19 protein-coding genes and 1 pseudogene are annotated in these 24,572 nt (G+C 56.1%); 9 read left to right on the forward strand and 11 right to left on the reverse strand.

Going from position 1 to position 24,572, the window contains the following annotated elements:
- The first annotated feature begins 166 nt into the window (after positions 1–166).
- A complete protein-coding gene (locus HPC62_RS05110) occupies positions 167–538 on the forward strand; it encodes a metal-sensing transcriptional repressor (RefSeq protein WP_172354050.1) in 372 nt (123 codons plus the stop codon).
- A gap of 87 nt (positions 539–625) precedes the next feature.
- Here HPC62_RS05110 and HPC62_RS05115 read toward each other — a convergent pair whose 3' ends face one another.
- The 5 genes from HPC62_RS05115 to HPC62_RS05135 form a co-directional block, all read right to left on the reverse strand.
- On the reverse strand, positions 626–1,204 hold the full coding sequence (locus tag HPC62_RS05115; protein ID WP_225906918.1) for a glycoside hydrolase family 24 protein: 579 nt from the start codon (positions 1,202–1,204) through the stop codon (positions 626–628).
- A gap of 207 nt (positions 1,205–1,411) precedes the next feature.
- Positions 1,412–2,071, reverse strand: coding sequence for an SDR family oxidoreductase (locus tag HPC62_RS05120; protein ID WP_172354051.1), 660 nt, complete (start codon positions 2,069–2,071; stop codon positions 1,412–1,414).
- Between the two features lie 139 nt (positions 2,072–2,210).
- Positions 2,211–2,954, reverse strand: a complete 744-nt coding sequence (locus tag HPC62_RS05125; protein WP_172354052.1) for an NUDIX hydrolase — start codon at positions 2,952–2,954, stop codon at positions 2,211–2,213.
- Complete coding sequence (locus tag HPC62_RS05130) at positions 2,903–3,514, reverse strand: nicotinate-nucleotide adenylyltransferase (protein WP_172354053.1); 612 nt, start codon at positions 3,512–3,514, stop codon at positions 2,903–2,905. Before HPC62_RS05130 ends, HPC62_RS05125 begins: the two co-directional genes overlap by 52 nt.
- Positions 3,515–3,610: 96 nt before the next feature.
- Complete coding sequence (locus tag HPC62_RS05135; RefSeq protein WP_172354054.1) at positions 3,611–4,963, reverse strand: nicotinate phosphoribosyltransferase; 1,353 nt, start codon at positions 4,961–4,963, stop codon at positions 3,611–3,613.
- Positions 4,964–5,503: 540 nt separating this feature from the next.
- On the opposite strand from HPC62_RS05135, the gene HPC62_RS05140 reads away from it, so the two are divergent.
- Together HPC62_RS05140 and HPC62_RS05145 are read left to right on the forward strand one after the other, a co-directional pair.
- Positions 5,504–6,097 carry a MarC family protein gene (locus HPC62_RS05140; protein ID WP_172354055.1) on the forward strand — a complete coding sequence of 198 codons (594 nt, stop codon included), beginning with the start codon at positions 5,504–5,506 and terminating at the stop codon, positions 6,095–6,097.
- A 199-nt stretch (positions 6,098–6,296) separates the two neighbouring features.
- Positions 6,297–7,049 carry a DUF3153 domain-containing protein gene (locus HPC62_RS05145; RefSeq protein WP_172354056.1) on the forward strand — a complete coding sequence of 251 codons (753 nt, stop codon included), beginning with the start codon at positions 6,297–6,299 and terminating at the stop codon, positions 7,047–7,049.
- A gap of 134 nt (positions 7,050–7,183) precedes the next feature.
- Here HPC62_RS05145 and HPC62_RS05150 read toward each other — a convergent pair whose 3' ends face one another.
- The 4 genes and pseudogenes from HPC62_RS05150 to HPC62_RS05165 form a co-directional block, all read right to left on the reverse strand.
- Positions 7,184–8,380 carry a glycosyltransferase family 2 protein gene (locus HPC62_RS05150; RefSeq protein WP_172354057.1) on the reverse strand — a complete coding sequence of 399 codons (1,197 nt, stop codon included), beginning with the start codon at positions 8,378–8,380 and terminating at the stop codon, positions 7,184–7,186.
- Positions 8,381–8,742: 362 nt separating this feature from the next.
- Positions 8,743–9,261 carry a hypothetical protein gene (locus HPC62_RS05155; protein ID WP_225910564.1) on the reverse strand — a complete coding sequence of 173 codons (519 nt, stop codon included), beginning with the start codon at positions 9,259–9,261 and terminating at the stop codon, positions 8,743–8,745.
- A 121-nt stretch (positions 9,262–9,382) separates the two neighbouring features.
- The gene (locus HPC62_RS05160; RefSeq protein ID WP_172354058.1) at positions 9,383–9,868 is read right to left on the reverse strand and encodes a hypothetical protein; all 486 of its coding nucleotides are present in this window, start codon (positions 9,866–9,868) and stop codon (positions 9,383–9,385) included.
- 172 nt (positions 9,869–10,040) lie between these two features.
- A pseudogene (locus HPC62_RS05165) lies at positions 10,041–10,352 on the reverse strand (DNA methyltransferase); the annotation flags it as partial.
- Between the two features lie 97 nt (positions 10,353–10,449).
- Here HPC62_RS05165 and HPC62_RS05170 point away from each other — a divergent pair.
- Positions 10,450–11,763, forward strand: coding sequence for an NF041680 family putative transposase (locus HPC62_RS05170; protein ID WP_172353244.1), 1,314 nt, complete (start codon positions 10,450–10,452; stop codon positions 11,761–11,763).
- Between the two features lie 97 nt (positions 11,764–11,860).
- Here HPC62_RS05170 and HPC62_RS05175 read toward each other — a convergent pair whose 3' ends face one another.
- Complete coding sequence (locus HPC62_RS05175; protein ID WP_172354060.1) at positions 11,861–12,895, reverse strand: type IIL restriction-modification enzyme MmeI; 1,035 nt, start codon at positions 12,893–12,895, stop codon at positions 11,861–11,863.
- A 113-nt stretch (positions 12,896–13,008) separates the two neighbouring features.
- On the opposite strand from HPC62_RS05175, the gene HPC62_RS05180 reads away from it, so the two are divergent.
- From HPC62_RS05180 to HPC62_RS05200, 5 genes are all read left to right on the forward strand, one after another.
- A protein-coding gene (locus HPC62_RS05180; protein WP_172353248.1) for an ISKra4 family transposase occupies positions 13,009–14,069 on the forward strand; the annotation gives its coding sequence in 2 pieces (ribosomal slippage) (positions 13,009–13,165 and positions 13,165–14,069; 1,062 coding nt in all).
- A 480-nt stretch (positions 14,070–14,549) separates the two neighbouring features.
- Positions 14,550–15,611, forward strand: coding sequence for an ATP-binding protein (locus HPC62_RS05185; RefSeq protein ID WP_172354061.1), 1,062 nt, complete (start codon positions 14,550–14,552; stop codon positions 15,609–15,611).
- Between the two features lie 133 nt (positions 15,612–15,744).
- Positions 15,745–18,147 (forward strand): ATP-binding protein, encoded by a 2,403-nt coding sequence (locus tag HPC62_RS05190; RefSeq protein WP_172354062.1) that lies wholly within the window; start codon positions 15,745–15,747, stop codon positions 18,145–18,147.
- A gap of 2 nt (positions 18,148–18,149) precedes the next feature.
- A complete protein-coding gene (locus HPC62_RS05195; RefSeq protein ID WP_172354063.1) occupies positions 18,150–18,659 on the forward strand; it encodes an ArsR family transcriptional regulator in 510 nt (169 codons plus the stop codon).
- A gap of 290 nt (positions 18,660–18,949) precedes the next feature.
- Positions 18,950–19,414, forward strand: a complete 465-nt coding sequence (locus HPC62_RS05200) for a hypothetical protein (RefSeq protein ID WP_172354064.1) — start codon at positions 18,950–18,952, stop codon at positions 19,412–19,414.
- A gap of 20 nt (positions 19,415–19,434) precedes the next feature.
- Here the strand turns inward: HPC62_RS05200 and HPC62_RS05205 are convergent, their stop codons facing one another.
- Entirely contained in the window at positions 19,435–24,309 is a 4,875-nt protein-coding gene (locus HPC62_RS05205; protein ID WP_172354065.1) for a two-partner secretion domain-containing protein, read from the reverse strand.
- Positions 24,310–24,572: the final 263 nt, after the last annotated feature.

Raw genomic sequence — 24,572 nt, forward strand, 5'->3', positions numbered from 1 at the left:
CGCCAGCGACAGTCCAGCGGCGGTACGGTTTTCAGGACTGGGCTAAGATGAAGGCAGTTCGGGTAGCCGATGGGCTGCCCCTATCACCTGCTCTGTGGCACTGATTATCAGTAATTGTCAGTAATTGTCATAGCACCGTCCGTTTTGTACCTTTCTTGCCCCTATCATGACCGCCCCCAAGCTTTCGCAAAACAGCCCTGAGCATTCCCACCCGCAGTCTGATGCCGCACACCTGCATACCGACCCCGCCACGCCCGATCGCGCCCACATCCACAGCGAGGAATCGCTCCGGCAAATCCTTAATCGGCTGTCTCGGATCGAGGGTCATATTCGTGGCATCAAGCTGATGGTGCAAGAAAGCCGCCCTTGTCCTGATGTGCTGGTGCAAATTGCTGCTGTGCGGGGAGCGCTGGATCGCGTGGCGCGGGTCATCCTAGACCAACACCTGACTGAATGCGTCGGACGCGCTGCCCAGGATGGCAACATCGAGCAAGAATTGGAAGCCCTGAAAGCCGCGCTGGATCGGTTTTTGCCGTAGATCTGGCTCTGGTAATTGTTCTGGGTTCTGGTCTGGGTTCTGGTGTGGGTTTTGGTGACTGTTCCGGTGACTGTTCTGGTGACTGTCTTAGTTTCCGGCGATCGCCAGTTCCTCTCTCAGCATCTCTTCGTAGATATAGGGCAGCGAGGCGCTCATGGAATTGGTTTCGATGCCGTAGCCTAGACTGGTCCAAGTGGGGGAAAGGATATACAGCACCTCCTCAATTGCCCCATCGCGCAGCAGTTGGGCCAGGTCTACGCCCCAGGCCTGGGGGTCGCTGAGCCAGGCATAGACCACGGCATCCTGATATTCTGGCTCAAAGCTGTAGCTGCGCCAGCGCCACAGGCCAGACGGGTTGGGGTGATAGGTCTGGGCCTGCTCTAGCCAGGTGGAGGTGATGAACTGGTAGCGGCCCGCAGCCGTGGTGCAATCGCCCAGATTGGGCCCCGCGACGATGGGAACGCAGCGGTCGGGATGCTGGGAAAAATCCTCGAAGCGATCGCCCCCATAAATTAGCGAATAGGGCCGCGGATCGTTGGACTCGCTGGCAGAAATCGTCCGCATTAGCGCTCGAATATAGGGATCGCCACCCTTCATCCGCAGGGGAATCGGCGTGACGCTGCCGACGGGTTCTCCACTCCGCGGCAGAGACCCGTCCCAGCCCATCACTTTTTCCACGACAGGCAGCGCCATCAGCGCCAGCGCCCCCATCAGCAAAATGCGGGTCACGGCGCTGCGCTTGGACGGCAGCGGCTTGGGGGATGAGGTTTGAGAAGGAGGAATCAGAGTCACAAGTTGGCAAGAAGGTTCAGCATTGTGGAGTACCCAGTGGAGTAACCCAGTGGAGTACCCAGTGAATGACCCAGCCTGGATTTAGGCGATCGCCCCAAACAGGTCACCATAGGAACGGGCGGGGGCATCGGGACGGGCCACCACTTCCACAATCTTATTGCGGGCCTCCGGTAAGGTTAGCGCTTCTACGCAGACTTCCGCCACCTTTTTGCGGGGAATGCGCCCGTCAAACAGCGTATCTGCGCCCTGCATTACTACTGCATCAGGCAGGTCGTCTTCTAGCAGCCCGCCGGGCCGCACGATCGTATAGATCAAACCGCTCTGCTGAAGGTATTCCTCCGCCTGCTTCTTCCAAACCAGGATCAGCCAGAACAGGTTAAGCGGATGAAATAGCTTGGACACGCAGAGCGACGACACCAGAACAACGTGCTGAATGCCCTGCGTCTTGCAGGCATCCACCAGATTCTTTGTGCCTTCCAGGTCTGTTTTGTAAGGGCCCGTTGGGTCGAAGCTGGGGGCGGCTCCGGTGGCGCAAAGCACGACGGTACAATCGGCGATCGCCGCTTTTAGGCTTTCCGGTTGCAGCACATCGCCCACCACCAACTCGGCAGCCGGAGGCAACACCTCGCGCCCCCGCTCCAAATTTCGCACCACCGCCCGCACGGGAATCTCTCGCCGCACCAGTTCTTCCACAATGCGCCGCCCCGTGCGCCCTGTTGCGCCTACCACACAAGCCTTCATCGCGATTTCTCCTGAATTTCAAGCCCTGAATTTCAAGCTTGTTCTGCCCGTTCTCGTTGCAGAACCTCCCAAATCCTACCCCAGCCCGCCCGCATTCCAGGTCGGGAAATCTCGCTCGGAACTGTGTAGCTACCCGATGTTAAATAAAAACCAGGGGTTTGTCTTTGAGCGGGGCAAAGGCATCGGCATCGAAACGGTAGAGGCTGGCGGGTCGGCCCGCGCCCCGCGACACCTTGATTCCTGTATCAGCCAAAAATCCCAGCTTCAGCAGGCGCGATCGAAAGTTGGAATAGTCTGAAAAATTTTCGCCCAGCACGGTGGTATATAGCTGGTACAGATCGCCGAGGGTAAACAGTTCGGGCAGCACCTCAAAGGCGATGGGGCTATATTCCAGCTTGTTTCGCAGGCGGCGATAGCCATATTGCAAAATTTCCTGATGGTCAAACGCCAGGTCGGGCAACTGGTTCATGGGATACCAGGCGATGCCGCTGACCCCATCGGCAATCAGTTCTGCATCTGCCAGCCGCACCAGCGCAAAGTAGCTCACCGACAGATAGCGCACGCCGTAGCGGTTTGGCGCTTCTCGCGGATCGCGCTGGGGCCCGCCAAAGGTATATAGCTGTTCCAGGTACAGGTTATTGACCCGAATCTTTTCAGACAGCACGCGATAGGCCGCGTCCTCCAGCGATTCGCCCTGGCGCACCAGCGTCCCCGGCAGCGACCAATAGCCCAGGTAGGGGTCGTTGTCGCGCATGACCAGCAGCACCAGCAGCCGATTCTGTTCCGTATCGACAGAAAAAATGACGTTATCCACGCCCACTTTGAAGTCTGCTAGCTGGTGTGGAGTGGAGTCACTAGGCTTGCGGGAGTGTCGTCCTGGCATGAGGTGTAGAGGCGCTGTTGGTGAATATATGCCTCGATGGGAGGAATGAGCAGGTGTGGGTCTTTGTCGGTGCGGTAGGCGGTGGAAGAGGCGGGAATGCCTTCGTGGGGGGCGATCGCCACCGTTGCGCCCAGTTTCCGCAGCGGCTCCAGATCCGCCTCTTGCAGGGGATAGCCCGGCCGGGGCACCACCAGCAGCCGCACTGCCTGCAACAGCGCCTCCACCCGATACCACTTGGGCAACTGCGCCACCAAGTCAGACCCTACCACCAGCGTAAACGTCGCCCGCTGCCATCGCCTCCGTGCCCGGTTCACCGTCACCAGCGCTCGCGGATGGCTGAGGTCGGGATAGACGTGCAAATTCCGGCGAGGGGGGTGAATTGCCGCCACCATGAGCCGCAGCATGGCCGTGCGATGTTCCAGTGGCGTTTGGTGCAGCTTGAACGGGTTGTCCGAAGCCCACACTGCCACCTCATCAAACTGATCCGCCAGCCATACCAGAATATCCTGGTGGGCGCGGGTTGGTGGGTCGGCGCTGGTTCCAAAAAGGGCGATGTGCATATCAGGGGCAAGGGGCTATGGGTTAGGAGTAGGGGATTGATTTGAGCGTTGTCTTTTCTGCATGACCCGGCCTAAGCATCAGCGATTAATCGGCGGTTATCCCCGCAGCCGCGCCTGCGTCTCTTCGGTCAGGCTGTGTAGTGCGGGCGTGATTTCTGGCGTGTAGGGGTCGATGCAGATGACCTGACGGAGGGTGGAGGGGAGGGCGGCAACGTTGGCGCGGGTTCGCTGGGCGATCGCCTCTAGCGGTTCGGAGTGAGCAAGGCGCTGGCCCTGCTTCATCACCTGTTGCAGCAGCGGTTGGGCGCTGGGGTGAGATTCGGTGCAAAGACCGAGGCGATCGCCCCCAAAGCGTCCATCCTGCACCAAGCGAAACACCTGCTTGCGACCGGGGTAGGTGGCTTTGCCGCTAGAGCCTTTCAGGGTCGGGATGTTGTCGATTTCGACGAGCTTATACACGCCGTTGACCGGAGAACCCGTGACCAGTTTCGTACCAAAGCCATAGCCGTCGATGGACGCTCCCGCCCGTTGCAGCCGCTCGACTTCGTACTCATCTAGGTCGCCGCTGGCAAAGATGGGAACACCGGGAAGGAGCGATCGCACGGATTTCGACAGTTCCACCAGATCACCAGAATCCAGCCGCACGCCGCCCAACTCCAGCCCTTCCAGTTTCATCCGCTCGGCTAGCCGGGCCGCCGCCGCCTCAGAATCGTAGGTATCGATCAGCAGCGGCGCTTTGGGAAAATAGCGATGAAATGCGGTGAACGCATCCTGCTCGCTGCCTTCCAGCGCTTCCAGCGCCATCACCAGCGCATGAGCCATTGTGCCGCTGGGCTTGCGTCCCAGTTGCAGCGCCGCCAGCACGTTTGAGGTCGCGTCTAACCCCGCCGCCAGAGCCGCCCGCGCCGCCCAAATCGAAGCCTGGGGACTAAAGGCCCGCCGCGTGCCAAATTCCAGCAGCGTCGCTTCGGGGCCTGCCAAATCTCGCAGCCGCGCCGCCCGCGTCGCGATCAGGGTTTGATAGTTCAGCGTGTTCAGCAGGTAGGTTTCCACCAGTTGTGCCTGCCAGAGGGGTGCTTCGATCCGCAGCATTGGTTCATGGGCAAACACGACCGTCCCCTCCGGCAAGGCCCACACGTCGCCGCCAAAGCGCCCGGTTTCCAAAATGTCCCAAAACGCAGCAGGTGCATGGTCAAACAGTCCGGTAGCCCTCAGTGCGTCAAGCTGGGACGTGCTAAATTTCAACTGTTGCAGGTAATCCAGGGCTTGTTCCAGCCCCATTGCCACCAGATAGCCAAAGCTCTGGGGCAGCCGCCGCACAAATAGCTCGAAGCTGGCGGGTCGCAGTGCTAGGTCTTCGCCGACGTAGCAAGCCGCCATTGTGAGCTGGTAGAGATCGGTCAGTAATCCGTAGTCTGCGGGCGTAATGTTCAGCGCAGAGGCAGCCATAAGCCAGGTTGGCGAGTGAAAGAGGAGGAAGCTTCAGCCATCATTAGCCACCATCAGCCACCATCAGCCGTCATTGATGATTAAAGATGATTGAAGATGACAGGACTTACGCACTTGTAATAGGTTTTCTAATAGGTTTTCTGGGTTTTGGACGACTTCTCGCGGGCGCAGCCCGCGAGAAGTCGTCCAACTGCGTAAGGACTGGATGATTGAAATTATAGTAACTTCAACCATAAATGTCTATGGCTAACTCAGGTTGTCTTGGAAGAAATGCTCAGCAGAGCGATTAATAGACGGTCAGGTTGTGCCCAGTTTTACTAAAAAAAACCAAAACTGCGGACAGAACTTTCATGAAGATTGCGTTGAAACGCTTCTTAGAAATCTTAAGCATTTTCGCCTGGACTGGTCTTCTCACCTGCGGCTAGTGTTGAAACCAAGCCCCGCTGTTTGGTGAGCGTCTGCTCCAAGTCTGGGGGGACTCTCTGGGGCGATCGCCCTTACCTGCCTGCCTCCTGGGATTTACAACGCCGCACCTGCCCTATGGACATTTCCGTTCTCACGCAAACATTTCTGGCAATCTTTGTGCTAGCCGATCCGCTGGGCAATGCGCCGATCGTCGTGCTGCTTACCAAGGGCATGGATCTCGACCAAAAAAACCGCGTGGTCGATCGCGCCACGCTGGTTGCCACCCTGATTTTGCTGGGTTTTGCCTTTGTCGGTCAGCCGATTCTCACCTATTTGCACATCAGCACGGCCTCGCTGAAGGTGGCGGGCGGGCTATTGCTGCTGCTCGTGGCGCTGGATATGTTGCAGGGAGAAATTAACACTTATGAGGCGGAGCAAGAGCGCGACGTGGCGATTACGCCGCTGGCACTGCCGCTGCTGGCAGGCCCTGGTGCGCTCACCACCGTCACGCTGCTTATGGCCGATCGCCCTACGGCTCGCCTGAGCGTGGTGCTGGGGATCGTCTTATCAATGTTCGTGACCTGGATCATTGTGCGCCAGTCTACCCGCATTGAAAAATGGCTGGGCGAAACCGGAACCACCATCGCCGCAAAGCTTCTGGGCTTTATCCTGGCAGCGCTGGCAGTAGAAATTGGCAGCGCGGGAATTCGAGAACTATTTTTGTCCTGAAGTCTTGTCCTGAAGGTTGTCCAGCAGGTTTGGGGTGGGCGTGATGGCGTTTTGATGCGTTGGGGAGAGTTGATGGTGGGATGATGAGATCAAGAGAGTGTTGAAGGATTGGAATGAGACAACCTTGGGCTGTATTTAAGCTCATTCCTCATTCCTCATCCCCAGACCTCACATCTGTTCCCCTGCCAGATTTCCAGCCATGCGCCGCCTCCTACCGCTGCTCCTCCTCTGCCTCTGTCTGACGGGCTGCATTCAATACGACGTGGGCATTACCTACGACAGCCAGATCCACGGAGAACTGGTGCAGCGGATTCGGCTGGATGGGCAGATTCCGGCGGCGCGGCAATCGACGGCGCGGGCATGGCTGGATGGCCTGGAGCAACAGGCGCGGAAACTGGGTGGCAAGGTGCGCCACCCGTCGAAGCAGGAGTCGCTAATTACCATTCCGTTTAATAATGGCAAAGACTTGGCCGCGAAGTTCAACCGCTTTTTTAACCCGTCTGCGGAGGAGCGGCGGCAGCTTTGGGGGCCAGATCTGGCGGAACTACCTGCGATCGCCGCTCAGATGAGTGTCCGTGAAACGAACCTGCTGCTGGTGCAGCGCAATCGGCTAAGTTTAGATTTGGACTTGCGATCGCTCGCCGTTCGGGGAGCGGATGGCCGCCTGCTGGTGTCGCCCGGTGGTCTGCTGGATGTCGATTTCAGGCTCAACACGCCTTGGGGGGTGCGGCGCGTGGACAGCACCCCAGCAGCGGAGGTGGGCGATCGCGGAGCGTTTCCGAAGGAAAATCGCCAGCTTGCCTGGAGGCTGGAACCCGGCGAGCTGAATCATTTGGAGGCGGTGTTTTGGGTTCCCAGTCCTCTGGGTTTAGGAACCGTGGCGATCGCCCTCATCGTCGGCATCGGTATGCTGATTAAAGCGTTGCTGGAGGGGGACGGGGGAGTGGAGTGATGGGGCGAGAAAAAAACGAAAAACGAAGAGCGAAAAACGAAAACTGGAATCCCTTCGCTCTTCTCTCTTCGTTCTTCGTTCTTCGTTCTTCCCTCTCCGTTCTTCTCTCTTCTCTCTTTCCCCCTCCACCCCTCCTAGCTCCCAACCTCTGGCTCTCGCTCTGTCCGAATCCACTGGGTTTGACGGTTTGTGAAGAAGCCGAAGTAGCGGGGAATCTTGCGAAGCACGTAGAGCGGAATGCTCAGCAGCGCATGGGCGGGGATCAGCGCTGTGCCAAAGCGAACCCATGCGCCGGAGAGCGCGCCCAGCAGCAGGCAGCCCTGGGCCAGCAGCAGCGCCGCAGGCAGGGGAGAGGCACCCAGCGGCAGGGCGATCGCCGCCAGACCCAAAGTCATTGCCCACAGCATCACCAGCAGCGATAGGGGCGGCACGGCCAGATCAAGGGCGATCGCCAGCAGGTCAATACGCCCTTGCCGCAGCGCTTGCCGCAGCAGTCGGGGAACTTGAGTCATCAGTGTGTGCAGATGGCCATGCTCCCAGCGGGTGCGCTGCTGGTCGGCGGCGGTTCGGCGGGCGGGCAACAGCCCCATCACGTAGGCGGTGGCGCAAAACAGGGGCGGATGGCCGGCGATCGCCAAGTCCAGCCCAAGCTGCATATCTTCCACAATATTGCCGCTGGCCAGGGACACCTGCCGAATCACGTCCCAGGGAAAGGCCATGCCCGTGCCCGTCAGCAGCGATGGTAGCCCCAGGCGGGATAGCCCCAGCAGGCGCACCTGATTTTTTACCAGAAACGCCAGGGAGGACACAGCGCTGGCGGCACTGGGGCGGGGCGGCGTTTCCATCAAATAAACTGCCTGCACCGGGCGATGGGTTGCCGCTGATAGGCTGGCGATATCGGACAGTGCGCCAGCGTTCATCCAGCAGTCTGCATCGGCCATTACCACCACTTCTGGCGGGTTTTTGGCAAGGTGGCGCAGCCCAAAATCCAGCGCATAGCCCTTGCCACGACGATCGGGATCGCGCCGCTCAATCACCTCAGCGCCAGCCGCAAAGGCTACAGCGGCGGTATCGTCGGTGCAGTTGTCGGCTACCACCAGCAGGCGATCGCCCGCCTGGAGCTGCGGCAAAATCGTGGCGATCGCCGCGCCAATGCCCGCCGCTTCGTTGTGAGCAGGCATCAGCACCGTCGTTCGGAGATGCACTCTGCGTCCGCGCATTCTAGGCGCAGGCAGCGGCAGTAGCGCCATCGCACATTCCACAAACAGTACCAGTACGGGCACCAGCAGCAGCCCCGCAAGACCCAGTAGCAAAAAATTAAGCAACAGCATACGGCTTCGCCTTCAGCAACCAACTTGAGACGCGCAAATCAAGACACATAAACCAGCGCTCTCTTAGTGTGGGTGGAGAAGGGCAGCGGCTAACTCCGAAAACTCACGCAATTTGCCAGCCTGCTAGACGTTTATATCGAGATAATCGCCTTTATACGGGTTTATACGGGCTTTGGCGAAACGCTAAAGTCCTGGAAAAAGTTCTAAGTAGGTAGACTAAATTAAAAATCAGATTCCAAACCCTGCACCGCGCACTGTGCGGGCAGTGCAGGGTTCTTGATGTTATGTTTATTGGTGTCCACTTACTTAAACCTGCTTAAAAAGTTAGGAGATAAAGATTTCACGCTGGTTGACTGACAAAACTAATCGGCGACACAGCAGTACGTGTGTACTTTGAATTCGATTCGATAGGTGCGTTGCTCATGCTGTTTGCGAGATGCCATCGCGGGTTCAGGATCGCGGTTATGAGTGAAACAGACATGACGGATGAGTGGCCACCCGTTCTCTAGGGCGGCTTTCAGCCAATCCCATCCAATGCGGAAGTAGCTATTGCCACGAAACCAATGGGGGTCAACCCATCGCCGTTTGCCTGTTGCGACGACCTCGAGACCTTGAGCGGTGACGTAGAGCGTCGCGACGGCCAAAAGGAACCAAAGCCGGGATAGGGCGCAGAGGGAGCGAATTTCAGATTTCTGGAGATTCCAGCCGTTGGATTGGTCATCGAGAAACGCCTCCTCAATGTCGAAGCGCAAGCCGTATTCCTCGAAGGTGCGCAGGTGGGTGGGTTCATCGCTGACGATGGTCCAAAACTCGCCGTTGAGGCTGTTATGACCAAAGGCGATATGCACCGGCCCGTACCACTCGCCTTTGTGGAGCTTCACGGTGTGCCAACAGAGAGCCTCCCCGCGCTGAAGGTGAATGTCCTTCAATTGACACCATCCATGGCCCGCCCGCCAAATCCAAGTATTCCGCTTGATGCGGATGCGGTAGTGCCACCCGAGTTCAGCGGTTATGGCGGCTCATGGCCTCGGTGTGAATGAAGCCCCGGTCGGCTAAGACGACCACTTTTACCCCCGCCGGCAAGCGATGGGCGGCTTGGTGGAGCATCTCCCGGTAGTCACTGAAGGCGACGGACGCACTGCGGTGCTGGAGCACCCGCCAGACCACAGGCAACGCCCGGCCTCGATGCACCACCGCTAGGCGAATCAAGCAATACTCATCCCAAAACAGCGAGGTGTCCAAGCTCAGGTACAAACAATCCTCATCCCAATGGGCTAATGCCGCTTGAATCAGGGGCTTGTACAGGCGATGGACGTTCAGGCGACTGTTGTGCAGCCAGCGGCTTAGCCGTCGTTGTTTGCTTTGTGCCTGCACCCCTCGACACGGCACATAGGGCAGCCAGCGAGTCAGGTTGATTTCTCCGCGCTGGAGCAAAGCCACCACCATCCACAGGCAGGTCGTCAGATGGCTACGATGAGCCCAGGGCACCGATTGACCCAGCCAAGCGTTCAAGGCATTGTAGAGGGGGGAGTTTTTTTCACAGCATCTACGCTTTTGAGTGGTATCTAAGCTTAGAACGCTGGCTCCCCACTTCTTCCTCCAATCCCTGAAACTACCGCGCCACAAGCTGTTCAGCAGATCTCAGGTAACTTTTGTCAGTCAACCAGGGTTCAATCAGCTCCAGATGGTCAATCGCGATCTTGCGGGCGATCATCATGGTGACTCGTGCCAGCTCTATGGCAAATGGGTTGATGTCCATCCCGTAGAATTGGTTTGGCGTTACGAAGCTGATGGAAAGCTGCTTATCGTCAGCCGTTTGGTAGCGACTGAGCTTGTCCAATAGCCGCAGTTCCACCTTTTTAAGTTCCTGATACGCCACATACAGGAAGTTTCCCGCCCCACAGGCGGCATCCAGCACTTTGTAATCTCTCAGCTTGCGATGCAGGATGTTTAGCTCTTTTTTGGTGTTGGCTTCAGCACTTTAGTTTGGACTAATGGTGAAGAGGAAGGCAGTCAATGAGAAGCACCGACTGCCGTAAGGTCAATGAAGTACAACCAACATTGACCCCATGATTTTCAACGAACTTCAGCAATTTCGCCAAACGTTGTATGCCAGCTTGGGAAACGCCAGAGATGCCCTGTTTGATCTGATGGATGCCGTGTTAGTGAGTGCGTGCATCGTGTCGTTTGTGAGGCTATCGCAGAGTCCTGTCTTTCGTCGCCAGTGGTCGAGCACCTATGAAGCGTTGCGCGATAGCCGCCTACCCCGATCAAAGGTGCTGAAGCTGTTGGTGCAGCAGATACCGACTCAGCAGCAACCGTTGTTGGCAGGTGATGCGAGTCGGTGGAACCGTCCTGCTGCCAGGCGTTTGAAAGACCGCACCTTATCAGGCAGAACAGGACATGCCCCGATAGCCGGACAAAACTACAGTACCTTAGCCTGGATTGCTGAAGACAGGGGCAGTTGGGCATTACCATTGCGGCATGAGCGCATCACCAGCTTTGAAACACCCGCCAGTAAAGCGGCATTCCAACTCAAACAAGTGACTCGGCAGTTAGCGGTGCGTCCGTTGGCGATCTACGACCGAGGGTACGGCAATGCCAGTTTTGTCAACCAAACGGCAGGGATTGAGGCAGACTTGCTGCTGCGGGTTACATCCAATCGATGTGTCTATGGCGCGCCCCCAGCGTATCGAGGGCGAGGCGCACCTGCCAAGCATGGACATAAGATGAAACTCAATGACCCTGACACTTGGAGTGTCCCGGTCGAAACCGTTGAAGTCGATGATCCCAACTGGGGACGAGTGCGGGTCAGTCGTTGGAGTGCATACCATTTCCGCAAATCCCCCAAACGGGCAATGGAAGTGTTGCGCGTGGAGGTGCTGGAGACACAGAGCAGCACGCGACGCTTGGCTCCTTTGTGGTTAGTTTGGCTGGGTGAGCAGATGCCTCCGTTAGAAACCCTGTGGTTGCACTACCTCCGTCGCTTTGCCATTGAACACTGGTATCGCTTTGCCAAGCAGAGGCTATATTGGACACATCCCCAGTTCAGTTCTGTATCGGCAACCGAACAGTGGAGCAGCCTGATGCCGTTGCTCAGTTGGCAGTTGTGGTTAGCGCGAAAGGACTGTACTGACCACCCCTTGCCCTGGCAGGCACCGCAAGAAACGTTGACTCCGGGTCGGGTCGCACAAGCGTTTGCAGGCATTTTGGCAGCGATTGGCACCCCTGCTCCTGCGCCTAAACCTCGTGGTAAATCGCCAGGACGAGGCAAGGGGCACAAGCCAACTCCTCGTCCCTGCTATCCGATGGTCAAAAAACGAGCCTCGAAACGCAAGACATCCGAACAATCCCTGAACAGTCCGGTTGCAACAGCAGCTTAACTGCGAGCAGGATTGTATCCAATTCCTTAAGTTCAACTGTTATGAACGGTTGAGCAGATTCTTTATGGCATCCTGTTGAGCATTATTGTGATGCCAGTTAGTCCAAACTAAAGTCAGCAATTAGGTCTTCCCACGGTTCCGTGATGGTCGGGATGACGATTTGCCGAATGTCAGCTTCGGAGGTGAAATGTACCCCGTGGGCATGGCGTTTTACCGGGTCAATCGCAGATTCAAAGATGCTGCCAAAGATGGAAGGACGAACCAGATCCCATCGTTGTTTGGCGCAGTCTTCCAAAAGCTTGAGATCTTCTGGGCTAAGCTCAATCGAGTGGATTTTGGCGAATAGCCCACCGTTGAAATAGTCAACGCCGCGATAGCGACCCGCCGGAACGATGCCCCGTTGGTTCATCGCGTTGAACAAGCCACCCAGGATGTCGTAGGAACTGCCTTTGCGCTGAATGCAGTCCTCTAGGCACGAAACAAACATATCGCAAGGCAATAAGCCCCGGTCTTCGGCAAACATCGCCAAAACGCACTGCAACACAAACCGCTGGGCTGCCTGTTCATCAAAGTCAAGATGGTTTGTCTTTTTGGCTCTGTTGCTCAGGTCTCGATAGAGTTGCCCCATCAGTTGAGCGTTGCGCTCTGTGATCTCGACCTGATTGTTTTGAAAGACAGGCGGCTTCTCATCTGGATACATGAAGCCAAAGGCACTTGCCCGATTGGGCAATTCCTCTAACCTGATGACATCGACTGGCGCATCAACTTGGTTGTTGAAGTCAAAGATCCAGAACTCATCAAAGTTGCTCAGGATTGAGTATTTGGGTTTTGGCGCAAGCCTCATCCAGTAGCGTTCAAGCTGGTCGTAGTGGTGCTTGAGGTTCGCGCCCCTGGATTTCATCTCGACCAATAGGCGTGGCTTCCACACGAGATCCGCATAGCCCTTGTGCCCTTTTTCGCCGCCACGATCTACCCGATATTCAAACTCGGCTCCGGCGTGTTTGGCACTTTCGTATCCAAAGGCTCTAAAGAATTCGTTCAAAAACGATTGGGATTCACTTTTCTCGTCACCCTGAGCAAAGTGTTCTTTGCAGCAGGAAACAAAGGTCGCGAGTCGGGGTTCGTTTGGCACGGGAATCGCTCTCGTGGGGTGCATCCCAGTTATGCAATGAGTAGAAGTGCTTAGTGCAGATTAAGGGCAGACGCCGTAGGCTCAGAGCAGTTGCTCTAAGGATAGTTGAAGCGATGGATGCCACCAAGGAAGCCCAAATCAAAGCCCATGCACTGGCGTTAGCGGAGTTGCTTTACGACGAGACAGACCCTGAACAAGTCAAAACATTGGCCGGGATCGAAGTCGCCGTTCGTGACCACCTACTGGAGTATGTGGGGCCTGAGATCGGAAATTTTTTATCTGCACAAGCAGCGGCACAAGCTCTGGGCGAAAGCGGCACATCCAGAGTATCGTCGGACGCTTAAGTCTGAGTCAGCGCCAGAGCCAGCGGCTTAAGGTCAAGGCCCGCACCCAGTGGAGTCCTCAGGTTGAGACGTGCTGCTTGCTGCTGAGTGCCAACGAAGCCTATGCGCGAGCTGCCGACGATATCGCTGTGCTCACCGGGGTGTGCGTGTCAGGGAGTACCCAGCAACGGCTGGTGCATCGTCAAGACCTAGAGCCACCAGCGGTGGACAGCGGGGTTAAGGAAATGAGCTTAGACGGGGGCAAAGTCCGTCTGCGGACTCCTCAGGGGCAGCCCTGCCAGTGGCGCGATTACAAGGGGGTAAACCTGCATCAGTGCAGCATTAGCGCCTTCTACAAAGACAACGACAGCTTGGTCAACTGGCTCAACCAGCAGCCCTTAGCGCATCCCCTCGTTTGTCTTGGGGATGGTCACGACGGCATCTGGAACCTGTTTTCACAGATCGGGCATCGCAGCGAGCGCCTTGAGATCTTGGACTGGTACCACCTGATGGAGAATTTGGGTAACGTGGGTGGGTCTCAACAGCGTCTTGATGCCGTCGAAGCCTGCTTGTGGCAAGGGGATGTGGATGGGGCGGTTAGGCTATTCGACGACTGGTCCCATGAGCGGGTAGACCAGTTTATCGGCTATCTGGCTAAGCATCGGCTCCGTATCGTTAACTACAGCTACTACCAAGCTGAGGGGATTTCAATTGGCTCGGGTGCCGTGGAGTCGACTATCAAGCAAATTGGTAGGCGGGTGAAAATTTCAGGCGCTCAGTGGAAGGAAGACAACGTTCCACAAGTCCTTCGCCATCGCTGCGCTTATCTCAATGGTCAATTCTCATCCTGAGTCTTGTAAGACTGGGATGCACCCCTCTCGTGAGGTTGAAGGCAATCGCCTGTACTCTGATCAGATCTGCTAAACCTTTGCTGGGCAAGGATTTCGACAGATCTAAAATGAATTTTGAAACAAAGGCGATCGCTTACTCAAGATTCCCGATTTGTTAAAGTTAAAAACGAAAATGTGCTGTAAATTCATCAAAAGATCAAACAAAAGTAATAGATAGTACACAGGTTCCATGAATTTAATACACCTGAAAATAGATAAGCTTGGTGCGTCAGGTATATAAATACCTTTGCTTATGGGACGAGTGATGCGCGATCGCCCTCTAACTGCTATTCGCATTGAATTGTGTGGCAAGGGACTGAGACTGTCAGGGCGATAAAGTCGTGACTGCAAAATAACGAGGTCGGTATAAGCCGCAAAAAGTCGTGAAAAGCCGTATAGTTTTGAAAAATCGACTAAACGTACCGAGTCCGGCGATACACTGTGTGGTGTGAACCTATGGATCTGGATGAGTTGATCAGGGTTGCGGATGCTGTTGTTCGGCAAGAACTCAAACGACCGCTAAGCGATTTGGAGCGCTATGTGCTGCAAGAGTCGTTTAAGGGCAAAAGCTACGAGCAAATGACAGACGGCTGGGCTTTTAAGACGGTGAAAGATGCAGGTTCGCGGCTGTGGAAATGTTTTTCTCAGGCGCTTGGAGATGGCGTAAAAGTTCAGAAGTCTACGTTTCAGATGGCGCTAGTGCGCTTGTCAGAGCGGCTGGGGCATCGCCCGCCCGAACCTGCTCAAGCGGCTCTCTCCCCAGACTTATCCCTTCAAAAAAAGTCAATTAACTTACCTACCAATCCATTTGGCGATCGCGGCTGTATCACCGACCCCTCTCGATTCTTTGACCGATATGAGATTCTCAGGCAGGTCTTTGAAGCGTTGCATCATGGGGTCAGTGTGTCGCTGGTCGGTGAGTCGCGGATAGGAAAGTCTTCTTTGCTGGCGATGATTTGTGCCAAGGGGCCGGCAAAGCTTCAGCTACCGCCCACCGCTTTTGTGCAGCTCAATATGCAGTCGATTCGAGATGAAGCTGAATTTTTTGAAGCGCTGTGTCAGGAACTGGGCATCGAGCCGCCCTGCCGGGGCTATGCGCTGCGTCGCAAGCTGAAAGATACACACCATATCTTGTGTCTGGATGAGGTCGAGCGGATGAGCCATTCCGACGACTTTAGCGGGCGCGAGCGGACAGAACTGTGGGGGCTGGCAGATGGGGCGATCGCCCCCTTAACACTCGTCACCGCCAGTCGCTTGCCCCTGAGCCAGTTGTTTCCCGACTCACCAGAGCAAACCTCCCCACTGGCAGGCATTTGCCAGACTATTCAAGTAGAGCCATTTTCGCCTGCGATCGCCCAATCTTTTATCATGCACCGTTTGCAAAATGGCCCAATCCAGTTCACGCCTGCCCAAATCCACCAGCTAATTGCCCAGAGCGGGGGGCATCCTGCGCGTCTACAAGAGAGTGCGTCAGACCTGTACCGTCAGTTGTTGGAAGCCTGAATTGACCACAATGCCACAGTTTTCTGTAGATTCCCAATGCTCCTGGGCTTCGAGGCGGACTCGCTGCCTTAGCCTGTTGCGAGGGCAACACTATCTCTGGCTACTGTATTGGGTTTATTTTCGCCCAACTCGGTTGAAGGAATATTTCTATCACATTAATCCTGCAATCTATAAGGCTGAACCAGGGCTTCAGACCATCTTTCGCACAACTCAGCTTTCGCCGTATCGGAATCTTTACTGCATGATTCCTATCCTGAGTCTATGTTTTGGACTGGGGCTGGGGCTACCTTTATTGTGGCTCGCGGGCTGGCACTTGCAGCATTCTGTTGGTCTATTTTGGGCCATAGGTGGGGCGATCGCCGGAGCAGCCGTAGGAAGCTTATTTTTTATCTTATTTCTAGGCGTGCTTGGAACTGTGGTCAGTATTGCCAGAGGACTGATGGCAAGCACAGTGGTTGGCGTTGCTAGCGGCATTATGAATAGTATTTTATTCTGCGTCATCCTTGGCATTTCGCAGAGCTTACCCTGGCTAAATGTAGAAACACAACCTGGGGTTATTGCGTCCTTTGCGTTGTCCTTTGGGCTGGCTATTGGAATTATGGTCGGTGTGACGATCGGTGGCGTAGCGGGGGGCATTGTGGGGCTGGTGTTAGGAAGCACTGGAAGCCTGATCGTTGGCATGGTGTTTAGCGTGCTGATCGTTGCCCTATCGGCAATTGACATTGCCGCTGAGCATACAGGTATCGTATTTGGATTTGTGTTTGGGTTGGTGGCGATCGCGACTGGCGGGGCTGCGGTTAGTCTGGTAAAGGGGATTTTTAGCAGCGTTATTATTTCAGCGGCCGTGGGGGTTGCGGTTGGGTTTTCGTCCACTCCGGCTGTCGGTCTGCTGACGGGGGCGATCGCCATCTCCTGCTCACTACGCTTGCCGTTTTATATTATCGAGTTAGTTTGGGCAGGGTGCTGCCCTCAAAAATGCAATCTTGCTGCATGGGATGAGCTGCTAGTTATTTATCTTCCTGGGTCGCGACAGCAACTTTTGCAGCAGATACAGCAAGATTTTGATCATGGTGTGATACAGCTTTGTTATATAGCCTGCAATCCTTTTCAGCGTTGGGTTGCACAGTCTGCACTAAAACATTATCTTATCCATCACCCTAGCCCACTTCATGAGCTGCATGGCTTACTGACTCACCCAGCAAGCCATGCATACGTTTTTGCGCCGCTCAGTCATCACGGCTGGCTGCATATTCCAGCAATCAACTATGTTCTTTTAGGGGAATTACACGATCGCTGGGTCAACTGCACTACTGATCCCAGCAGCCGCTTGTTTGAGCATCTGATTTATCAGATCAGCCGCTGTTTGCGAAACAATAGCCAGACCCCGCTAACCGAATGGGCTAGGATCTTATTCCAGTTGCAGCTTGCAGAAATATCCCAGCAAAAGCTTTCATTGCGGCAGATTGCTGAAATCCAGGCGATCGCAGCTCAGCTTGACTCCTATCCCGGCGGTGCAGAAATCTGTCAGATGTTTGATGTTATTCATATTTTTCTCAAGGGCGATCGCCTTGCGCCTCTTGCAGAGACAGTCTCTCATACAGATCTCCGCTTTCTCCGCAAAAAAGATGCGCTTAATCCACCCGCACTAGAGATTTTGCATCAATTGCAAACGATTGCAATCGACATCTACACATCTGAGCAAACCAGCCGGGTTAATCAACAGGCGGCCTTGCTGCGAACAACCAACACGCTCAACTTGCTAGAAGAAAAGCTCGACGCACACGTTATTACGCCTGAGCGAATCCTTTTGCGGCAAGTGATTCATCACTGGCAGCATCTTGTTTGCATAGCCAGTGGAGAAATTGGCAATGCCCAGCTTATTCAGCCAATCCCTAATCCCTATGTCATCGGCAACCCAGTGACAGGTAGCCTTTTCGTGGGTCGTGAGGACATTATGCGTCGGCTCGAAGAACTCTGGTTGCCTAGTCAACAGGTGCCGTCTGTGGTGTTGTATGGGCAGCGGCGCATGGGAAAATCGTCAATTTTGCACAACCTTGAAGCTATTTTGGGCGATCGCGCTGTCATCGTCGACTTCAATTTGCAGGTCATGGGCATCGTCAATAATACTCACGAATTGCTCTATGCGCTTGCCATAGAAATGTACGATAGGCTGCCTCCACCCTTAACTGTTACATTCCAGGAACCCCAGCTTTCTCAGTTCATGCAGAATAATCCTTATCAATCTTTTCTACGGTTTCTTAAGCATCTTGATTCTGTTCGAGCTGGCAGGCGATTTATTATCACGGTTGATGAGTTTGAGTTGTTAGAACAGCTTATTGAAGCCAATGTGGTAGAACAACGATTAATCACCTTTTGGCGAGGGCTAATTCAAACCTATCCGTGGTTTATTATGGCCTTTGCTGGACTGCATACCCTTGATGAAATGCGGCAAGACTACTGGTGTCCGCTTTTTAGTAGTGTAACTGCTATTCCAGTAGGGCCTCTCTCGTTTTCAGCAGTGCAGCAATTAATATAATAATGCAACCCTCTCCTGATTTCGAATTGGAATATGAACTAGCAGTTATTCAGAAAATTTTTACCCTTACGAATGGACAGCCTTACCTTGTGCAACTTCTAGGACATACGTTAGTTACTTGCTTCAATCGGGTGGTATTTGAGCAAGGTGCTATACGAAATAAAAAAATAACACTTCAGGATCTAGAAATGGTGATCAATTCCTCAAGTTTCTATCGAGATGGAGATGCTTATTTTATGGGAATTTGGCGACAGGTAGGAAGTAGCCAGCCTGATCATCAATCTAAAGTACTGCTTTGCTTGTGCGATCGCCCACTCTCTATCTCAGAGATTTCAGACAAAACCGGGCTGAGTGTTTCGAGCCTCCAGCCGATTCTTTCAGCATTACAAAAATGTGGCATCATTACAGATACGGATGGGTATTATACCTATGCTGTTGAGCTGATGCGTGGCTGGCTAAAGCGCCTATATCCACAGCTATTGACTTCTGGACACCGAGAAAGCGACTGGTAGTGCCTGGTTGGCAATCAGTAACGCTCACTCAGCCCTATGCAGCAAAGTAAGTTGCACAAAAGCGCAAGTTCTAAATCCTAAAAATGCAGATTCAAAGACCAGTTTTACCTCTTGAGTCGGCGTAAAAGCGTAGTGACTTTTCGGTTCCATCTCGGTAGGCTAGTAAGCATCGAAGCAAGGTCGCAACACGAGCCACAAAATAAAGCGTCATGGCGATCGCGCTTAATTGCTAAATCTGTTCCGGTCTGATTGTGCGCCCCCCTGATCAATCCAGAAGAGGACATTCACCCATGACTGCCATACTCGCCCTCACATCTGTTCCTAAATCGGTTCAGAATGCTATTCGTAATGTCGCCTTTCCGCTGTCCCCGGTTCCCGAATTTGAGCGTTCCGTGTTTGATTGGACCGTCATCACGTTGACAGTCGGTACGATGATCTTTGGAATCTTTGGCGTGTTGGGCGGGTCGTTTGCCCAGCGGGCCAGCGCCGCAGAAGTTCCCCCCACCACCGAAACCCAGGTGCAGCCGAACCCTGGCAGCGCGGCGGATTTGGGCGGTGTGGTGGTGCCGTTCTGCTACTTTCCTGAAGACCCGACGATCTGCTTTACCAGCGTGGGATACGGGGGCGACGAACCCGTGCAGCCGGGCCCTGCTGTGCGGCTGATCAAGCCGCCGCTGATTCATGTCCGCCCCACGCTTTCGCCAATGGAGCCGGAGCCGCCCGTTTTGCCGATTGTGATTGCGCCGCTCTCTTGAGACGGGGTCTGCGGCTCACGTTAGAGGGTTGTCTCAGAGTCACATTCTCGGCTCAGCACCAGCCGCCCGTCGGTTAATTCATACACGCCCTGCGGTTCGATAGTGGGGTCGCCGGGCTGCCAGGAACGGCTCTGGGGCAATGGCTCTGGGGTCGTTTCGGGTAGCGGCTGCACGTCTCCGGTTGGGAAGGGCGACAGCGACGCATCCCCCGGTGCGTAGGGCAAGCCGCCAGACCCCGTAATGACGAAGCGACCCGATTGGCGATCGCGCACCACGCAGCTACTGGCCAGCAGTCGCCCCTCGTCTATCGAGGCATCTGCTAGCGGCGTGAGGCTATTTTGGACGCTGCTGGTATCGGGAGTGATGATTTGCCCGGGGGCGGTTTGTCCTGAGGCGTTTAGGTCTACCTGGTCGTTGCCGTCAAAGTCATCTGCGCTACCGGGGGGATTCGTCTCGCTGAAAAAGGGCGGGAGCGTGATGTTGCCGCCACGCCCCTCGGCTGCTCGACTAATAATGTCGCTGTCGTCGAAGGCGACCACGCCCGCGCCGCCGATGGTGATGTTGCCGCCGTCGCCCCGGCTATTGGTGGTAATGTCGCTGTCGCCCTCCAGCACCATGAGGCTGCGGGTTGACCGACTGCCTGTGTTGATTTCGATATTGCCGCCGGAGGAGCGGGGGGCGCGGGTGGTGATGTCGCCGTCGGACATTTCCAGGCGATCGCCCGTGTTGATGCGAATGTTGCCTGCTGTGCCGCGCCCGCTGCTGGCGGCAGTGATGGTGGCGCGTTCGTTGAGGAACAGGCTGCCCGTGTTCAGCGTGATGTTCCCGCCTGCGTCTCGGCGGCTGGCGGCGGTGATGTTGCTGTTGGTCAGAAAGGTGCGATCGCCCACGGTCAGCGTGATGTTCCCCGCCGTGCGCCCTCCCGTATTTTCTGCGGTAATGGCGGCGTTGTCGGTTAGGTTCAGGCTGCTAGTACTCAGCGTGATGCTGCCGCCTGCGGCAAACCGTCCTGCGGCAGTGATATTGCCATTGTTCAACCGCGTGCCGCCGCGAATTGCGATGTTGATATCGCCTGCATCTCCCTGCCCTGCGGTTTGGGCAGAAATGGTGGCGCTGTCCAACACCTGCAAGCTGTTGCCGCGCAGGGTGATGTTGCCGCCGCGTCCTCTGGAGTTGAGCCGGGTGTCGGCAAATAGCCCGCTCTGCCCATCGGCTACGTTGGCGACCGCAGTGCCAAATTTTTCGCGGCGATCGCCCACCGTTGAATCGCTGCCCGAAAACAGAATGTCGCCGCCCTCCAGGGTAACGCTGCCCGCCTGCCCTCGCCGCAACGCGCTGGCAATCACCTGGCCGCCGCCCGTCGCCTCAAACTCGTTGACCGATAGGCGAATGCTGCCACCGCGACGGTTGTTTTCGCTGAGCGCATAGATCACGGCCCCATTTAGAATTCGCAGACGGTTAGCTCGAATGAAAATTTCGCCGCCGCGCCCCTGTGCGCCCTGCTGAGCATTTGTGAACAATCCGCTGGAGCGACCCGTTTGGTTGGTCAATCCTGCCAGCCGGACATTGCCTGTTGCGATCACCCGAATGTCGCCTGCATTGCCCCCTCCGCGGGTATTGGCCACCAGTTGGGCCCCACGGGTGATGGCCAGCGATCCGGTTCTGATGTTGACCCTGCCGCCTTGCCCGATTCCACCAGTTTCTACATTGCTGAAGATACCTGTGCCTGTGCCTGAGAGAAAGATGCGATCGCCCACTCGAAGAATCACAGCTCCCGCATTGCCCCGTGCGCGAGTGCTGGCGACGAATTGCGCCCCATCAGCCAGTTCCAACCGATTGGCGGTAATGCTGATGTCGCCGCCGTTTCCGACTGCATTCCCTTCAACGTTGCTAAAGGCAACGCTGACCTGTCCATTGGGGCCGGTTCCAGCAAAGCGCACCTGACCCGTAGCGTTGATCGTGATGTCTCCGGAGTTGCCCTTGCCCAGCGTGCCCGAAAATAGCCGTGCCCCGTCCAGCACAAACAGGTTGCGGGCTTGAATGTAAATGCTGCCACCATTTCCGGTCGCACCGTTGTCAACGCGGCTAAAGATGGCGCTGGTCAACTGCTGGTCTGCGCTGAGTCCCTGAAACAGCACATCCCCACTTGCGCGAATCAAAACATCTCCCGCATCGCCCTGACCGTTGGTATTGGACAAAAGCTGTGCGCCGTTTAGCACCGACAGTGACCCTGTTTCAATGTCAATGGTGCCGCCGCGAAGCTGGATGCGGTCGTCTAGCGCCAGGGTTTCTGCATTGATACGGGTGAAAATGGACGTGTCCTTACCATCGAGTAAGATGCGATCGCCCACTCGAATCACCACGTCTCCCGCATTTCCTTCAGCGCTCGTGCTGGCGACCAGTTGCGCCCCATCAGCCATCTCTAGCACGTTGGCGGTCAGGCTGATGTTGCCTCCATCGCCTACTGCGTTTCCCTCTGTATTGGCGAATACTACGCTGGTTTGTCCAGTGGGACTGGTTCCGGCAAATCGCACTCGCCCGGTGGCATTGATGATGATATCGCCCGAATTGCCCTGGCCTAACGTACCCGAAAACAGCCGCGCTCCGTCCAGCACGAATAAGTTACGGCTGCGGATATCGATATTGCCGCCCTGACCCCTGCCGCCTGCGCCGATTCGGCTAAAGATCGCGCTGTGGAATTGGTTGTTGGCGCTACGCCCTCGAAAGGTGACATCGCCCGCCGCCCGAATCGTAACGCTGCCTGCGTCGCCCTGCCCTTCTGTACTGGCGACGAGTTGCGCGCCATCTAGGAATTCTACTGCTTCAGCCGTAATGCTAATATTGCCGCCCCGCCCAAAGCTGTCAGTTTCAACATTGGTAAAGGCAACGCTGTTTTGTCCGTTGGCGCTATTTCCGGCAAATCGCACTCGCCCGGTGGCATTGATGATAATGTCGCCCGAATCGCCCCTTCCGAGCGTGCCTGCAAACAGCCGCGCCCCGTCCAGCACAAACAGGTTGCGGGCTTGGATGTCGATATTGCCGCCATTACCCTGTCCATCTTCTCCCACGCGGCTAGAGGCGGCGGTTGGCAATACACCATTTGGGCTACGTCCGCGAAAGGTGACATCGCCCGCCGCCCGAATCGTGATGCTGCCTGCATCGCCCTGCCCATCTGTGCTGGCGATCAGTTGCGCTCCATCGGCGAGGTTCACGGTTTCGGCGGTAATGCTGATGTTGCCGCCCCGGCCGATGCCGCCCTCTTCAACATTGGTAAACGCCACGGTGGTCTGTCCGCCAGCCCCAGTTCCAGCGAAGCGCACCTGATTTGTGGCGTTGATCAGGATATTGCCCGAATCGCCCGTCCCCAGTGTGCCCGCAAAAAGCCGCGCCCCGTCCAGCACAAACAGGTTGCGGGCTTGGATGTCGATATTGCCGCCGCGTCCTCTGGCTCCTTCATCAACGCGCACAAAGGCGGCGGATGGCAGCGAGGTATCAGTAGGGCTGCGGCCTTGAAACGTCACGTCTTCGCGGGCGCGGATCAGAATGCTGCCTGCGCTGCCCTGCCCTTCGGTGTTGGCGAGCAGTTGCGCTCCGTTGATCAGCACCAAAGACCCCGTGGTGATTTGAATATTGCCGCCCTGAAGCTGAATGCTGTCGTCTAGGGCTAGGGTTTCTTCTCCCACGCGGCTAAAGATATCGCCGCCATCGAGTAAGATGCGATCGCCCACCGTCAGAATCACGCTCCCCGCATTGCCCTGCCCCAGGGTACTGGTGCTGATCTGGGCCGTGTCTAGCAGTTCCAGTTGATTGGCCACAATTTCCACATTGCCCGCGTTGCCAATCGCGTTTTCATTCACGCGGTTTCTCACAAGGCTGTCTTCTGCGATTCGCACTGTGCCCGTTGCATTCAGCCGGAGGTCGCCCGCTTGGCTGCCCTCTGCGCCGAAGGTAGATGCGATGCCCGCCTGCAACTCGCTATCGCCCAGCAGCGAGATGTTTCGGGCGGTGACGTTGATATCGCCCTTGTCCCCCAGCAGCACGTCCACAATTGCGCCGTTAGTAAAGGTCACGTCACCCCGCGCCAGCCCGTCGGGAATCACCAGGCTCCCGTTAGGGTTTAGTTGCGCCGTGCCGCCCGCCGCCACTGCGCCAATGTCGATGCGGCCGCCAAAGGCGCTCAACCGTCCCCCTTCGACCTGCACGTCGCCCCCCAGCAGCGTCAGGCTTTGCCCATTGGGAACCCGCAGCCCCACCAAAAACGGGTTGCCTGGAGCAACAGGCGTGACGGAGCGGTTGACGATAGTTCCTGCGGCCACCTGATTGAAAAATAGCGCCGAAGGATCGATGGTCAGCAACGCCGACGGAACTTCGGGGGCAGTGGCGCTGAAGCGTCCCAAATTGCCAAACTGGAAGCCACTGGCGGTGGTGGCCAGGAAAGACCCCTGGAGGTCGAGGCTGGCGGCGGGGCCAAACAGGATGCCGTTGGGATTGAGGAAATACAGGTCGGCGCTGCCCAACACGCCCAGCCGTCCCAAAATGTTGGAGGGGTTGCCCCCGGTGACGCGGCTAAAGATGGCTTCCACCCCGGCGGGATTGGCGAAATACGCGCCGCGCCCCGCGTCGATGTTGAACTGTTCAAAGCTGTGAAACAGGTTTGCGCCGCGCCGGGCCCCGCCATCGATGCGATCGCTCAAAATGCCCTGAATCAGCACGTCCCGCGTCACTACGGAGCTTTCTGCCCCCAGCGTGCCATCTTCAAGAATTGCCTGCGCTTGGGCAGCAGACGGCATGGTCAGCAGGCCCAGGGCCGCCGCGAGGGCAAAGGCTGTGACAGTTCCCTGGGGTGGACTAGACCAAGTAGGGCGTTGGGACTGGGGGCGGGATGGGGGACGCATAGACGCTTTTCGGAGAGCAAAAGTTGCCTGTAGTCTACCATCCTGCTTTTGGGTGAAACGCATCTAAAAAGTTCATTAAATTCAGCAGTTTTAGCGGTTCTCCCCTGGGGCCATTGCAGAAAAGTGCAAGCAAGTTTTCAGGTTTCAGCAAATCCTTTGAGCAAAAACTTCAGCCCTAGGGCTGGGTCGCTCCGATATAGTTCGGGTGTGATGCAGTTCCAGTTTGGGAAGTGTCCCACCCCAGCCCAACTTGAGCGGTTCAG

It is taken from the genome of Thermoleptolyngbya sichuanensis A183 (assembly GCF_013177315.1).
In the GTDB taxonomy this organism is placed as follows: Bacteria; Cyanobacteriota; Cyanobacteriia; order Elainellales; family Elainellaceae; genus Thermoleptolyngbya; species Thermoleptolyngbya sichuanensis.

Bases quoted from the DNA above. Each gene is read 5' to 3' on its own strand.
- HPC62_RS05150 (WP_172354057.1), bottom strand. From the start codon at position 8,380: ATGCTGTTGCTTAATTTTTTGCTACTGGGTCTTGCGGGGCTGCTGCTG.
- HPC62_RS05130 (WP_172354053.1), bottom strand. From the start codon at position 3,514: ATGCACATCGCCCTTTTTGGAACCAGCGCCGACCCACCAACCCGCGCC.
- HPC62_RS05135 (WP_172354054.1), bottom strand. From the start codon at position 4,963: ATGGCTGCCTCTGCGCTGAACATTACGCCCGCAGACTACGGATTACTG.
- HPC62_RS05125 (WP_172354052.1), bottom strand. From the start codon at position 2,954: ATGCCAGGACGACACTCCCGCAAGCCTAGTGACTCCACTCCACACCAG.
- HPC62_RS05170 (WP_172353244.1), top strand. From the start codon at position 10,450: ATGATTTTCAACGAACTTCAGCAATTTCGCCAAACGTTGTATGCCAGC.
- HPC62_RS05200 (WP_172354064.1), top strand. From the start codon at position 18,950: ATGACTGCCATACTCGCCCTCACATCTGTTCCTAAATCGGTTCAGAAT.
- HPC62_RS05110 (WP_172354050.1), top strand. From the start codon at position 167: ATGACCGCCCCCAAGCTTTCGCAAAACAGCCCTGAGCATTCCCACCCG.
- HPC62_RS05145 (WP_172354056.1), top strand. From the start codon at position 6,297: ATGCGCCGCCTCCTACCGCTGCTCCTCCTCTGCCTCTGTCTGACGGGC.
- HPC62_RS05120 (WP_172354051.1), bottom strand. From the start codon at position 2,071: ATGAAGGCTTGTGTGGTAGGCGCAACAGGGCGCACGGGGCGGCGCATT.
- HPC62_RS05140 (WP_172354055.1), top strand. From the start codon at position 5,504: ATGGACATTTCCGTTCTCACGCAAACATTTCTGGCAATCTTTGTGCTA.
- HPC62_RS05115 (WP_225906918.1), bottom strand. From the start codon at position 1,204: ATGGGCTGGGACGGGTCTCTGCCGCGGAGTGGAGAACCCGTCGGCAGC.
- HPC62_RS05205 (WP_172354065.1), bottom strand. From the start codon at position 24,309: ATGCGTCCCCCATCCCGCCCCCAGTCCCAACGCCCTACTTGGTCTAGT.
- HPC62_RS05195 (WP_172354063.1), top strand. From the start codon at position 18,150: ATGCAACCCTCTCCTGATTTCGAATTGGAATATGAACTAGCAGTTATT.